General features: G+C 56.6%; 12 protein-coding genes, 2 tRNA genes and 1 riboswitch. Of the genes, 10 read left to right on the forward strand and 4 right to left on the reverse strand.

Features of this window, described 5'->3' with window-relative positions; translation table 11 throughout:
* Nucleotides 1-235: 235 nt before the first annotated feature.
* The 4 genes from GJA_RS17690 to glyA all read right to left on the reverse strand — a co-directional run bounded on the left by GJA_RS17690 (nucleotide 236) and on the right by glyA (nucleotide 3,887).
* Nucleotides 236-1,192, reverse strand: a complete 957-nt coding sequence (locus GJA_RS17690; protein ID WP_038494752.1) for a PilW family protein — start codon at nucleotides 1,190-1,192, stop codon at nucleotides 236-238.
* The gene (gene pilV, locus GJA_RS17695; protein ID WP_242404569.1) at nucleotides 1,189-1,758 is read right to left on the reverse strand and encodes a type IV pilus modification protein PilV; all 570 of its coding nucleotides are present in this window, start codon (nucleotides 1,756-1,758) and stop codon (nucleotides 1,189-1,191) included. Before pilV ends, GJA_RS17690 begins: the two co-directional genes overlap by 4 nt.
* A gap of 299 nt (nucleotides 1,759-2,057) precedes the next feature.
* On the reverse strand, nucleotides 2,058-2,519 hold the full coding sequence (nrdR, locus tag GJA_RS17700; protein WP_038494757.1) for a transcriptional regulator NrdR: 462 nt from the start codon (nucleotides 2,517-2,519) through the stop codon (nucleotides 2,058-2,060).
* A gap of 123 nt (nucleotides 2,520-2,642) precedes the next feature.
* Complete coding sequence (gene glyA, locus GJA_RS17705) at nucleotides 2,643-3,887, reverse strand: serine hydroxymethyltransferase (RefSeq protein ID WP_038494760.1); 1,245 nt, start codon at nucleotides 3,885-3,887, stop codon at nucleotides 2,643-2,645.
* 104 nt (nucleotides 3,888-3,991) lie between these two features.
* Nucleotides 3,992-4,115: riboswitch (ZMP/ZTP riboswitch) on the reverse strand.
* Nucleotides 4,116-4,498: 383 nt separating this feature from the next.
* Between glyA and ybgC the strand changes: the two genes are divergently transcribed.
* The 10 genes from ybgC (at nucleotide 4,499) to GJA_RS17755 (ending at nucleotide 12,421) form a co-directional block, all read left to right on the forward strand.
* The gene (gene ybgC, locus GJA_RS17710) at nucleotides 4,499-4,957 is read left to right on the forward strand and encodes a tol-pal system-associated acyl-CoA thioesterase (RefSeq protein ID WP_242404570.1); all 459 of its coding nucleotides are present in this window, start codon (nucleotides 4,499-4,501) and stop codon (nucleotides 4,955-4,957) included.
* Nucleotides 4,958-5,046: 89 nt separating this feature from the next.
* Nucleotides 5,047-5,736, forward strand: a complete 690-nt coding sequence (gene tolQ / locus GJA_RS17715) for a protein TolQ (protein WP_038494766.1) — start codon at nucleotides 5,047-5,049, stop codon at nucleotides 5,734-5,736.
* Nucleotides 5,737-5,748: 12 nt separating this feature from the next.
* Nucleotides 5,749-6,186 carry an ExbD/TolR family protein gene (locus GJA_RS17720; RefSeq protein WP_038494769.1) on the forward strand — a complete coding sequence of 146 codons (438 nt, stop codon included), beginning with the start codon at nucleotides 5,749-5,751 and terminating at the stop codon, nucleotides 6,184-6,186.
* Between the two features lie 23 nt (nucleotides 6,187-6,209).
* On the forward strand, nucleotides 6,210-7,232 hold the full coding sequence (gene tolA, locus GJA_RS17725; protein WP_038494771.1) for a cell envelope integrity protein TolA: 1,023 nt from the start codon (nucleotides 6,210-6,212) through the stop codon (nucleotides 7,230-7,232).
* The gene (tolB, locus tag GJA_RS17730; RefSeq protein ID WP_038494774.1) at nucleotides 7,232-8,509 is read left to right on the forward strand and encodes a Tol-Pal system beta propeller repeat protein TolB; all 1,278 of its coding nucleotides are present in this window, start codon (nucleotides 7,232-7,234) and stop codon (nucleotides 8,507-8,509) included. Before tolA ends, tolB begins: the two co-directional genes overlap by 1 nt.
* 30 nt (nucleotides 8,510-8,539) lie before the next feature.
* Nucleotides 8,540-9,067: a peptidoglycan-associated lipoprotein Pal gene (pal, locus tag GJA_RS17735; RefSeq protein WP_038494777.1), complete on the forward strand. Its 528-nt coding sequence runs from the start codon at nucleotides 8,540-8,542 to the stop codon at nucleotides 9,065-9,067.
* Nucleotides 9,068-9,170: 103 nt separating this feature from the next.
* The gene (gene ybgF / locus GJA_RS17740; protein WP_038494780.1) at nucleotides 9,171-9,929 is read left to right on the forward strand and encodes a tol-pal system protein YbgF; all 759 of its coding nucleotides are present in this window, start codon (nucleotides 9,171-9,173) and stop codon (nucleotides 9,927-9,929) included.
* Between the two features lie 67 nt (nucleotides 9,930-9,996).
* Nucleotides 9,997-10,072, forward strand: a tRNA-Lys gene (locus tag GJA_RS17745).
* A 91-nt stretch (nucleotides 10,073-10,163) separates the two neighbouring features.
* Nucleotides 10,164-10,239 (forward strand) — tRNA-Lys (locus GJA_RS17750).
* 97 nt (nucleotides 10,240-10,336) lie between these two features.
* Nucleotides 10,337-12,421 (forward strand): ATP-binding protein, encoded by a 2,085-nt coding sequence (locus GJA_RS17755; protein ID WP_082771770.1) that lies wholly within the window; start codon nucleotides 10,337-10,339, stop codon nucleotides 12,419-12,421.
* The last annotated feature ends 371 nt before the right edge of the window (nucleotides 12,422-12,792 follow it).

The raw sequence follows: 12,792 nt of genomic DNA on the forward strand, positions 1-12,792 counted from the left end.
CGCCCCGCAGCAGGCGCCTTGCAGCACATCCGGTTCTGTTCTTGATAAATTCACATTCATTTGCCACGACCTGCTTAGAGCCTATCCCAGTAGATGAATACGTCCTCTTCGGGCGCCCCTCCGTAGCGGGGACTGCGTTGATCGTCGTCGCGTGGCGCGCCACGCTTGCTCCTCACGCCTGGTCCGCGCTGCCGATGCGCTGCCAGCAGACGACGCTCGCTACCGGGATAAGCTCTTAGCCCGGCGGATTGCGCAACAGGATGGTGGCCACCACCAGATGGCGTGCGCGTTGCCGCATGGGAAGCGGCAACCTTTCCTCATCGATGCGCGTCCCCGGGTCCATGCCGCCATACAGGTCGGCATACTCCTTGCCGAATAAATCGTAGTGTCCCGGCACACTGCCTTGCCGCGAGCCGCGCTCGCCATGCAGCAGCAAGGCGATCTTGATGCTGACCACCCGCTTCCAGTGCGTCTTGCGGTTTTTATCGCGCGCCCTGGCCGCCGTATCGACGCCGCTCAACGCCAGCTTGTCGTCGAGCGCATCGATGGCGCTGGCGTTCACGTAGCGATTGACGACGCCGTCGGCCGGATCGTCGCTGTCGAGTCCGTATAACACCTGGAAGGTATCGATACCGCGCACGATGGCGTCGGCGCCCCAGCTTTTGTCACCGCGATATTTGCAGCGCAATTCGGCCTCGCCGGCGCTGTCCGGCGCGACATAAAAAATGCTCCAGCCGCGCTCCGCTTCGGTCTGCGCCGCGCCGACGCCAAAGCCGGCGCAATTGATCACCGAACCGTCGCCCTCGCCTTTGATGCCGGCGCCGAAATAACGCACGGCCAGCACGTCGCTGCCATTCACCGAACTGGCCAGCGGCGTCCCGATGCCATGGCTGCCTTTACTGATGCCGCGCGCGTCGAGGCCGCCGATGCTGGCGCTGTCGTCAGGCTGGGTGCCGACCGGCGCTTCGCTGCTGTCCCAATTGACAAAGGCGCTCTGGCGCACGGCGCGGCTGATGGTGTCCAGCGCATATCGTCCGCTATCGTCGAGCCGGGCCGCCTCGGCCTGGTTCAGGTAATTGCCATTGGTCGATATCAGCAAGGCGCTGGCGGCCAGCATCACCAGCAATCCTGTCGCCAGCGAAATCAGCAACTCGACCACGGTCCAGCCGCCAGTGTGCTTGCCGGCGCTCATTTTGCCTCCCCCGCCAGGGCCAGCACCACACCGGGCGTGTACTCGCGCGTCACATCGATGGCCGGCGAACCATCCGGGTTCTTGCCGCGCCAGCCCAGCTTGATCACCACCGGGGCATCCGCGGCGCCGCTGCAACTCCAGCCATAACCCTTGCGTCCTTTGTCCCACAGGCGCGTATCGCGGCAGATCGCCAGCCGCCCGCCCGGCAATACACGATGCAATTGCTGTTTTAATTCATACAGGTCGAAGCGCGCCAGCTGTGCCTCGTCGCAGGCGGACGCCCCCAGGCACAGTTGTCCGGGCGGCGCCGGTTCGCCGTCGACGGCGCTGTCGTAATGCTGGTTCAGATAGGGATTGCCGGCGTCGTCGAGCCGCATTTGCGCGGCGTTGAGGCGCATCCGGTCGGCCATGCCGGACGCCAGTTGCACCGCGTGCGACAGCAAGGCGGACTGGTGGCGCGTGCGCAAGGCAGTCAATTGCATCGCGGCGCCGCCGATCAGCCCCAGCGCCAGCACCAGTATCGCCACCAGCACTTCGATGATGGTGTAACCGGCATCTTCGTCCATCCGATGCATCCCGCGAGCGCCGTCATCCGGCATGGCACACCTCCGCAAATCAGCTTGGGCCGTGCTTGCCAGAAAAGTTCCCCGGATTTTTGTACGGCGCAGCTAAAAGGTAGCAGCGCACCCGGACTCGGGCATGAGAAATCTCAAGCCTGGCGTAAAAAGCCGGACCTGGATAACAAAAGATCGACAGAAGTTGCGCTGCGCTATTGCATGCAGACATGTAATGTGCGCGTGGCAAATCACACGCAGCAGCGATAAGTCAGCGCCGGGATACAGCAGAAACCAGCAGAAACGATCTGTCAGGGCTTGCGCGGATGGCCCACTTCGGCGATCGCATCCTGGAACTCGGCCAGGTCTTCGAAATTTTTGTACACCGATGCAAAACGGATATAGGCGATCTTGTCCAGCAACTTCAATTCCTGCATCACCAATTCGCCGATGTAATGGGAATCGACTTCGCGCTGGCCGCTGGTCAGCAATTTTTCTTCGATCGACGCGATCGCCGTATCGACCGAGGCTGCCGCGACGGGACGCTTGCGCAAGGCCAGCATCAGGCTGCCACGCAACTTAGCCGCAGCGAACTCCGTCCGGCTGCCATTCTTTTTGACGACGAACGGCATGACAAGTTCAATCCGTTCGTAGGTCGTGAAACGCTTGTCGCATTTGCCGCAGCGGCGCCGGCGGCGTATGGCATCGCCTTCCTCGGATACGCGCGTATCGAGAACCTGGGTATCGCCGTGGTGGCAGAATGGACATTTCATGGGGGCCGATGATGCTTCAACAAACTGGTTCAACAAATAGAGCGCGGGCGCCCGGCAAAAGTTTCATGCAGGACGCCCGCGAGCGATACAAAAGCCGGTCGTGCAACCGACTGTCAGTCATGCTTAAGCGTAGACCGGATGCGCGTCCGCCAATACCTTGACGGCCGCTTTGACGCGCTCGATGGTCGCTGCGTCATGCGGGTTGTCCAGCACGTCGGCGATCAGGTTACCGACTTGAATCGCTTCCGCTTCCTTGAAACCACGGGTGGTCATGGCCGGGCTGCCCAGGCGGATGCCGGAGGTCACGAACGGTTTTTGCGGATCGTTCGGGATGCCGTTCTTGTTGCAGGTGATGTGCGCCGCGCCCAGGATCGCTTCCGCTTCCTTGCCGGTCAGGTTCTTGGCGCGCAAGTCCACCAGCATCACGTGCGATTGGGTACCGCCCGAAATGATGCGCAAGCCGCGCGCAATCAGGGTCTTGGCCAGTGCATCGGCATTGACCAGCACTTGTTTCTGGTAGGCGACGAACTCAGGGCTTTGCGCTTCCTTGAACGCCACGGCCTTGCCGGCGATGACGTGCATCAGCGGACCGCCCTGGATGCCAGGGAAGATTGCCGAGTTGATCGCTTTTTCGTGCTCGGCCTTCATCAGGATGATGCCGCCGCGCGGGCCGCGCAACGATTTGTGCGTGGTCGAGGTGACGAAGTCGGCGTGCGGCACCGGGTTAGGATAGACGCCGGCGGCGATCAGGCCCGCGTAGTGCGCCATGTCGACCATGAAGTAAGCGCCGACCGCCTTGGCGACCTTGGCGAAACGTTCGAAGTCGATGTGCTTCGAGAACGCCGATGCGCCGGCGATGATCAGCTTCGGCTTGCGCTCGTGCGCCAGGCGCTCCATGGCTTCGTAGTCGATGTCTTCTTCAGCGGTCAGGCCGTACGAAACGACGTCGAACCATTTGCCGGACATGTTCAAGGCCATGCCGTGGGTCAAGTGGCCGCCTTCGGCCAGCGACATGCCCATGATGGTGTCGCCTGGTTTCAGCATGGCGAAGAACACGCCCTGGTTGGCTTGCGAGCCGGAATTCGGTTGCACGTTGGCCGCTTCGGCGCCAAACAATGCCTTGACGCGGTCGATCGCCAGTTGTTCGACGATATCGACGTATTCGCAGCCGCCGTAATAACGCTTGCCTGGATAACCTTCGGCGTATTTATTGGTCAGTTGCGAACCTTGCGCTTCCATTACGGCTGGCGAGGTATAGTTTTCCGACGCGATCAGTTCGATATGGTCATGCTGGCGGGCATTTTCCTTCTGGATGGCGCTCAACAATTCCGGATCGACGTTAGCGAGGGTGTGATCTTTTGCAAACATGTAAAACTCCAATCGATAAGAGTAACTTGTAGTACTGGTGCAGTATGGATCGAATGAGGGTAGCCAAGGTAAACAGAAAGGCAGCCTCTTCGTACGATTCCATCGTTGGCTGCCCAGGCGAACGGCTGATGAAATCTCACGTTCCCCGGTGGGTGCCCACCTTTCGCCGGCAGATCCGGTGCACTGTGTGCCGATCATGCCAACTTTTCGCCAGTCACGTGAGACGTAATGGAAGTCAAATTGTATGTTAAGTATATGATTTGAGCAAGGCAAGCAATCCCAGGGCTATAATCGCTGGCGCTGCGTGGCTGCGTGGCGGCTGAAACAGCAGCGCAGCGGCATGCAACACCGGCTGAAACGTAAGCGGATGTTACAGCGCTTGGCGTATCGCAACGCATCGGCTTTACTGGCGCGGCGTCATGCGTGGCGTGCAATAAAAACGCCGCCGGATGCGAATGCAGACTAATATAAGCGTGGCCAGCCCGATTATTCGCCATTCTTAAGTATAAATTAAGTGCAACAAAGTACAACTAAGCGCGCTCTGCGAAGAGCGGCGATGCGGGGCATAAATGTCCCTCGCAGGCGTCCAACCAATAACAAAATCGCGTAAAATGTTGCTCAATCTCACCACTGGCAAAGTAAACATGCCTTCTGTATTTACTTTTAACGTCCGTGTCTATTATGAAGACACCGATGCTGGCGGCGTTGTGTATCACGCGAACTATCTGAAATTTTTCGAGCGCGCCCGCACCGAATGGCTGCGCGCGCTGGGAGTAGGTGGACATGCAATGCGCGAGGATTACGACGCCATGCTGGTTGTCAAGAGCCTGAGCTCGGACTATCATGCCCCCGCAAAACTCGACGACGATTTGACATTAACGCTGACCATAGAAAAGCTGGGACGCGCCACCATCCTGTTCGCACAGCAGGCATGGTGCGGCGACAGCCTGCTCAATACGGCGCGCGTCAAGATCGGCTGCGTCAGTTCGGCATTGCGCCCACGCGCCTTGCCGGAACAAGTCGCGGCGCGCATGCGTGCCTATGTGCCGGAAACGGATGCAAGGGATTAAGCCCCCGCAAACCACCGTCCCGGCAAGCAGCCTCAGCAACACCCTATTGTTCGATTTACCGCCAGAATTAATCAACCGATTGCCTGCCAATGAACGTCACTCAAGATCTGTCTTTCCTCGCGCTCATCACCAATGCCCATTTGATCGTGCAATTGATCATGGCCTTGCTGTTCATCATTTCGCTGACCAGCTGGACCTATATCTTCCGCAAAATGTTCGCGGTGCGCGCGGCGCGGCGCCAGACGATCGAGTTTGAACGCAGTTTCTGGGCCGGCGGCAACCTGCACGCACTGCACCAGAACGCCAGCGGCAACCGCGCCCAGAGCGGCGCGCTGGCGCGCATCTTCGATGCCGGCATGGGCGAATTCATCAAAGGCAAGGCATCCTACGGCTCGCGCGAAGCGCTGGACCTCGGCGCGGTGCTGGACGGCGCCCGCCGCGCGATGCGCGCCGCGTTCCAGCGCGAAATGGATGTGCTCGAATCGCACCTGGCCTTCCTGGCGTCGGTCGGCTCGGTCTCGCCCTACATCGGCTTGCTCGGCACCGTCTGGGGCATCATGAACGCGTTCCGCGGCCTGGCCAACGTGCAGCAAGCGACGCTGGCGGCGGTTGCGCCCGGCATTGCCGAAGCGCTGATCGCCACCGCCATCGGCCTGTTCGCCGCGATTCCAGCGGTGGTCGCGTACAACCGCTTTTCGCACGACATCGACCGCCTGGCTATCCGCTTCGAGAGTTTCGTCGAAGAATTTTCCAACATCTTGCAGCGCCAGTCGCGCTAACCGGGAGCGCAGATGGCATCCTCATTTTCCAGCAGCATGCGCGGCGGCCGCGGCCGCAAGTTCAAGTCCGAAATCAACGTCGTGCCGTATATCGACGTGATGCTGGTGTTGCTGATCATTTTCATGGTCATGCCTTCGTCGAACAACCCGAGCGTGGTGAACTTGCCGAATGCCGAAAAAACCGCGCGTCCGCCCGACGACTATATCCAGGTGGTGCTGAAGCCGAACGGCGCGCTGTCGATCGGCGTGCAGGGCAAGGACCAATTGGCGCCGGAAACGGCGCCGAACCGCGACGCGCTGCTGCGCAAGCTGCGCGTGCTGCATGAAGACCACCCCGAGTTTCCGGTGATGATAGCCGGCGACAAGGACAGTAAATACGACGATGTGATCCAGCTGATTTCGGAAGCGAAAAAGATGGGCATCAACCGGGTTGGCCTGGCCACCAAGTAACCATTCAAGCCGAAGATTTCACCTTGCAGACGACGAAAAAAGCCCATGCAGCCGACGGCCCCTATGAGGTTCCGCGAGAAAATAGCCGCTGGCCCGCACTGGGCCTGGCGGCGGCGATGCATGCCGGCCTGTTCTTTTTTTTGTGGGTAGGCGTGCAGTGGCAAAGTACCGAGCCGGTCGCGGTCGAAGCGGAAGTATGGGATTTGAAAGTCCAGTCCGCCGCCCCGCCGGCGCCGCCGCCAGTGGAAGCCGAGCCAGCCCCGACGCCGCCGCCAACACCGGTGGAAGCACCGCCGCCACCGCCGCCGCAAGCGGCGCCGGTGGAGCCGCCGGCCGAGACCAAACAAGCGGATATCGCACTGGAACGCAAAAAGGCTAAACTGAAGGCCGAGCAAGAGAAACATGCGGAAGAATTAAAGCGCAAGGAACAGCAACGCCTGGAACAGCAGGAAAAACAGGATAAACTGGACAAGCTGGAAAAACAGAAAGAAAAAGAAAAGGCGGAAAAAGCCGATAAGGCGGCCAAACTGGCGAAGGAAAAAGAGAAGGAAAAAGCCGAAGCGAAGGCGGAAGCCGAAGCGGAAGCCAAGGCGGAAAAAGAAGCGGCCGAGAAAAAAGCGGCGGCGGAAAAGGCGGCCAAGGCCAAACGCGCGGCAGCCGAGCAAAAGGCTGCCGACAAGGCGCGCGAAGCCGAAATGAGCCGCATCACTGGCGCAGTCGGTTCCGGCACCAGCGGCACGGCGGCCAAATCGACGGCGCCGCGGTCGGACAGCGGCTATGTCGCGGCCATTACCGCCAAGATCAAGAGCAATATCGCGTATAGCGGCAGCACCGATGTGCCGGGCGCACAGCGCGCGGTGTACAAGATCGAGCAATTGCCAACTGGGGAAATTATTTCAGTCCGAAAGATCAAAAGCAGCGGGATCGCCGCCTACGACAGTGCGGTTGAAAACGCGATTGCCAAATCGTCGCCGCTACCGAAGAAAAAAGACGGTACGGTCGATCGTTCAATTGAGGCAGTATTCGATATAAAGGACAAACCTTGATGTTTACTATAAAAAAACTGAACCACTTCGTCATCTACACCGGGCTGCTGCTGGTCGCCAGTTCGGCGCAGGCCCAGTTGCGGGTTGAAATTTCCGGCATCGGCAGCAACCAGATTCCGATCGCGATCGCCGCCTTCGCCGACGAATCGGTGGCCCCGCAACAAATCTCGGCCATCATCAAGGCCGACCTGGAACGCAGCGGCGCGTTCAAGGTGATCGACACCGACGGCCCGATCTCGGAAACCGCCGACGTCAATTACGGCCAGTGGAAATCGCGCGGCGCCGACGCGCTGGTGGTCGGCAGCGTGCAGCAGCTGGCCGACGGCCGTTTCGACATCCGCTACAAATTGCTCGACACCGTCAAGTCGGCCCAGTTGTCCGCGCTGGGCCAGGCCGCGGCGCCCCAATTCACCCGTCTGTCGGCCCATAAAATTGCCGACGACATTTACCAGAAGCTGACCGGCTTCCGCGGCGCATTTGCCACCCGCATCGCCTACGTCACCCAGAGCGGCCGCGAATACCACCTGGAAGTGGCAGACGCCGATGGCGAAGGCATCCAGGTCGCGCTGCGCTCGAACGAGCCGATCATTTCGCCATCGTGGTCGCCTGACGGCACCAAAGTGGCGTATGTGTCGTTTGAAAAGAAAAAGCCGATTGTGTACGTGCAAAACCTGGTCACCCGGGCGCGCACCATCATCGCCAATGAAAAAGGCAGCAACTCGGCGCCGTCGTGGAGCCCTGACGGCAACCACCTGGCGGTGGCGCTGTCGCGCGACGGCCATACCCAGGTGTATACCGTCAATGCCGACGGCAGCGGCTTGCGCCGCATTTCCAATAGCAGCGGCATCGACACCGAACCACAATACTCTGCCGACGGACAAAGCATTTACTTCACCAGCGACCGTAGCGGCGGGCCGCAGATTTACCGCATGAGCACCTCTGGCGGCGACGCCAAGCGGGTGACGTTCAGCGGTAACTACAACATCAGCCCGCGCATCGCATCGGACGGCAAGACACTCGCATATATTTCCCGTCGTGACGGTAACTTCCAACTGTACGCAATGGATCTGGCTAGCGGCCAGGAATTGCGCCTGTCGGATAGCACCAACGACGAATCCCCAAGTTTCTCGCCGAACGGGAAATATATTATGTACGCGACCACACTGGGACAGCGCAAGTCGCTGGCCGTGGTGTCGGTCGACGGACGTGTCAAGCAACGTTTGACTACGCAAGCAGGCAACATCAAGGAGCCCACCTGGGGTCCTTTCATGAAGTAATACCCTTTCACAACGACCAGGAGAGAAAAAATGAGTAACTTTAAAAGTTTAGCCTTCATCGCCGCTACCGCAGCACTGGTGTCGGCTTGCAGCACCCCAGTCAAACTGGCTGAAACCCCAGTGGTCGAGAAAGCACCGGAAAAAGTCGCACCGGCGCCAGTCGTCGACAACCGTCAAGTCAACCCGGTGGTGACGGCTTCGGTCGATCCACTGGACGATCCAAAAGGCGTACTGGCTAACCGCAGCGTCTACTTCGATTTCGACAGCTACGTCGTGCGCGAAGCCGACAAATCGGTCGTGGAAAACCACTCCGGCTACCTGAACAGCCACAAGCAACGCAAGATCCTGGTGCAAGGTAACACCGACGAACGCGGCGGCGCAGAGTACAACCTGGCCCTGGGTCAAAAACGTGCTGAAGCCGTGCGCAAGTCGCTGGTAGCGCTGGGCGTGTCGGATGGCCAGGTTGAAGCCGTATCGCTGGGCAAGGAAAAACCAAAAGCTTCGGGCAGCAACGAAGCGGCTTGGGCTGAAAACCGCCGCGCCGACATCGTTTATTAATTCACTGCTTGCCGAGTCATAGGCATAATAGCGGGGCGGCGCGCGGTGGATACCGCGTCCCGCCCCGTTTTCACATTTTGCCGAACTTTTGAAAGCCCGACCCATGATGACATTTTCCAAAGCCGGCCTCGCCGCCGCCTTGATGGCCGCATTTGCCTGTCTGCCCCTGCACGCCGGCGCGGCGCTGTTCGACGATGATGAAGCGCGCAAGGCGATCCTGGATTTGCGCAGCAAGTTGGACAACGTCTCGCGCGACCTGAATGCGCGCATCGACACCAAGGCCGACAAGACCATCACGCTGGACATGATCAACCAGCGCGAACAGACGCTGCAAGACATCGCCAAGCTGCGCGGCCAGATCGAGGTGCTGGCGAATGAACTGGCGAACACCCAAAAGCGCCAAAAAGATTTCTATACCGACCTGGACGCCCGCCTGCGCAAGCTGGAACCGCGCGAAGTGACCATCGACGGCCAGCAAGCGGCGGTCGGCGTGTCCGAGCAAAGTTCCTATGAAGCGGCGCTGGCGGTGTTCAAGTCCGGCGACTACAAGGCGGCCGCCACCGCGCTCGACACCTTCGTCAAGCGCTACCCGGATTCAGCCTACGCGGCCAATGCCCAATACTGGCTGGGCAACGCCTATTACGCCCAGCGCGACTGCAAGAGCGCGATCACGGCGCAGCAGCTGGTGGTCAAGAACTACGCCGACAGCCCGAAGGCCGCTGACGCGATGCTCAACATCGCCAGCTGCTATACCGAGCTGAAAGACAAGGCCAACGCCAAGAAAACGCTGGATGCGCTGATCTCGCGCTATCCTGACTCCAACGCCGCGCAAACGGCCAAGGAACGCCTGCCGAAAAAGTAAGGCGGGCATAAAAGTGCGGCGCGGCATTTGACAGAAAGCCGTACTGGCCCTATAATCTTTCTTCTTCGGGTCGTTAGCTCAGCTGGTAGAGCAGCGGACTTTTAATCCGTTGGTCGCAGGTTCGAATCCCGCACGGCCTACCACGAATACCGCAGTAGATAAAAGCTGGTTGCAAGCTTTGGTTTGCAACCATTTTTTTACTGCAAAGATTTACCGTAGTTGCAGTACATTTTTGGGTCGTTAGCTCAGCTGGTAGAGCAGCGGACTTTTAATCCGTTGGTCGCAGGTTCGAATCCCGCACGGCCTACCAAGAATTATCAAGGAAGCCCACGAATTTCGGTTCGTGGGCTTTTTTGTTTCTGGTCCATTTCTGGTCCTCTAGCCAACTTCCTTGTGCCCGACACATCTTGTATCGCCCCCAGGCGTTGCTTGAAAAAATTGTATTCTTAAGTAGCAACATTGGTGAGCAGCATGCTAGGATGAACTTTTGCCTGCCATCACTTTGCGCCATGAATACAACATCTATTGACGGATACGATCCTCTTAGCTTCTTCGAATCGCATGCCAATGGCAGTGCCAACTCGAACCACATCTATGAAACCGCTATTAAGGGGAACGTACTTAATATACTCAAGTCGTATACAGGTTTCTTCGATATCTTATGCGAGCCTATACAGAACGCGTTAGACGCTTGCGAAAAGCAATGGCGGTTGGATAGCACCTATATGCCTAAAATCCGGATCGAGATCAGCATACAAGAGCAAACAGTCGAGGTACTCGATAACGGTACAGGGATGACGGCAACGCAATTCGCACACTGCTTTACCCCAAACGTCTCCTACAAAAAAGGCGAGCGGTTACGTGGACAGAAAGGAGTCGGTGCAACTTTCCTTGCTTACGGGTTCAATTATGTGCAACTTAAAACTAAATGCGAGGGAGAGCGTCGTGCAGCGATTCTGCGTCAGGGCCGCCAATGGGCAGAAGATGGAAATAATTTCGTGCCACGCCCTAAGTTGGAGGAATTGAAAACGTTCAACTGCGACTGGCTGGATCGCCAAGTAAGCGGAACCTCTATCCTCATCAAGCTGACCAGCTCGACAAATGAGAAACCTAAGGACTTAGGTTGGTGCGGTGCGACGAATGCCGAGCAATGGATGACCCTTTTACGTATTCTCACGCCGCTCGGTGGTATTTATATCGAAGATTCTGAATTTAAGCCAACGGTAGAAATAAGCGTTACAGACAGGTCGGGAACACAGACGGGCACGAGTATTGTAAATCCGGAGTATTTCTACGTTCACGATATTGACGGCGTACGTAGTGTAGATCTAAGTAGTATTCGCGATGCTCTTTCATCTATCGACGGGGACCCAGCACATAAAGCATCCCGCATTCCAGACAGATTTAAAAACATCGAATGTCTCTGGGACTTTTGGGATGCGAAAACCTTATTATCAGAAAAAGGTTTAGATAAACTAAATGATGAACAAAAGGCATTAATTGAACAACATTGCATCACTGTCTATGGCGGCTTTGTCTCTACATTAGATATATTTGACGCTTTTAATAGAAAATTGGGTGTAAATGAGCGATTCAAATATCTACGCGGCGGCTTACAGTTAGCGACTGATTCGATGCCACAAGGGGAGCTGCTGGTAATTCCACTTAAGCGATACATAGGTTATCAACGAAACGCACATATCGTTGTTCACTTTAAAGATGGCAATCCCGACCTAGGGCGGAAAGTTTTTCAACCAGAATTGCGCGCATTAGCTGAAGAGATCGCTGAAAAGATCACGAACGTATTTATTACTTATCGAAATTTACTAAAGCCAGATTCCGGAGCAATACCTACCCTATTACCGGACAAAGAATTACATGTGTGGAAGCGTGCCCAAGAGGACTGGAGAGACAAGCATCCCCTAAATCTCACAGGAACATGGCCAACTACAAGCTATATCTCTGCCCCTCAAGAGGAACAGGATGTAATTGCGCTCTACCACCAACTTATCGGGGCAGGCCTTATTCGTGGCATAAACTTCTATGGGTCGAAGGTGAATGAACGATATGATGCCTTGGTAGAAATGAACTACTCTGACGACACTGTGCAATATCACCCGGCCTCCTGTCCGCTGGGCGTAACAAGTGCTATCGATTTCCCTTATAATTCCGAGCCAAAAATCCTTGAATACAAGTTTGATCTAGATGCGTTATTCAGAGATTTCGATGCATCCATTAAATTTGCGAAGCATGTGGACTTTATTGTATGTTGGAAAGCGAGTCTTCAAGTCAAGAACGGATTTTCCATTCACTCCTATTTGGTAGATGACCAGGGCGTAAGGCGGGTGTTCTATGGAGCAACTCACCGCCTAGAACAGGCAGGTTCAGGCCATTTTATGGAAGTTGTTATTTTAGAAGAACTACTAAATTACCTGGCAAACAAGACCCAGGAATCAGCAAATCAAAAAGTAAAATATCGTCTTTACGATTAGTGAATCGCAAGATTGATCCCACCTCATTGCAACGAGGCGGCATCAGTATTCTTGCGCGTGAATTATTAAGTGATCAGTATCAGATGCCACTTTGAATTTCTCATACAACTCCGCCAATTCCTCATAACTTACTATCCGCGACCCTACTTTTTCAGCAGAGAATAAATATTCAAATGCCTCACCAGAAAGCGAAGTTTTTCGAATTTTCTTGTACTCCAACACTGGAGTACCTCGTTCAGTGATCGTCTTGCAATTATCGATCTGACATAGAGGTATATGTTCGCCACTGCTAATGAATTTTTGATCTACATTTTGCAGCTTATCAGTAGGTCTAAGAAATGCTGCACAGTGCGGGAATCGGTACCCTGACT

This window comes from Janthinobacterium agaricidamnosum NBRC 102515 = DSM 9628 (assembly GCF_000723165.1).
Lineage (GTDB): Bacteria > Pseudomonadota > Gammaproteobacteria > Burkholderiales > Burkholderiaceae_D > Janthinobacterium > Janthinobacterium agaricidamnosum.

What these genes read in the sequence shown, in the direction of transcription:
- GJA_RS17690 (WP_038494752.1), bottom strand. Translation starts at nt 1,192, where the DNA reads ATGAGCGCCGGCAAGCACACTGGCGGCTGGACCGTGGTCGAGTTGCTG.
- pilV (WP_242404569.1), bottom strand. Translation starts at nt 1,758, where the DNA reads ATGGACGAAGATGCCGGTTACACCATCATCGAAGTGCTGGTGGCGATA.
- nrdR (WP_038494757.1), bottom strand. Translation starts at nt 2,519, where the DNA reads ATGAAATGTCCATTCTGCCACCACGGCGATACCCAGGTTCTCGATACG.
- glyA (WP_038494760.1), bottom strand. Translation starts at nt 3,887, where the DNA reads ATGTTTGCAAAAGATCACACCCTCGCTAACGTCGATCCGGAATTGTTG.
- ybgC (WP_242404570.1), top strand. Translation starts at nt 4,499, where the DNA reads ATGTTGCTCAATCTCACCACTGGCAAAGTAAACATGCCTTCTGTATTT.
- tolQ (WP_038494766.1), top strand. Translation starts at nt 5,047, where the DNA reads ATGAACGTCACTCAAGATCTGTCTTTCCTCGCGCTCATCACCAATGCC.
- GJA_RS17720 (WP_038494769.1), top strand. Translation starts at nt 5,749, where the DNA reads ATGGCATCCTCATTTTCCAGCAGCATGCGCGGCGGCCGCGGCCGCAAG.
- tolB (WP_038494774.1), top strand. Translation starts at nt 7,232, where the DNA reads ATGTTTACTATAAAAAAACTGAACCACTTCGTCATCTACACCGGGCTG.
- pal (WP_038494777.1), top strand. Translation starts at nt 8,540, where the DNA reads ATGAGTAACTTTAAAAGTTTAGCCTTCATCGCCGCTACCGCAGCACTG.
- ybgF (WP_038494780.1), top strand. Translation starts at nt 9,171, where the DNA reads ATGATGACATTTTCCAAAGCCGGCCTCGCCGCCGCCTTGATGGCCGCA.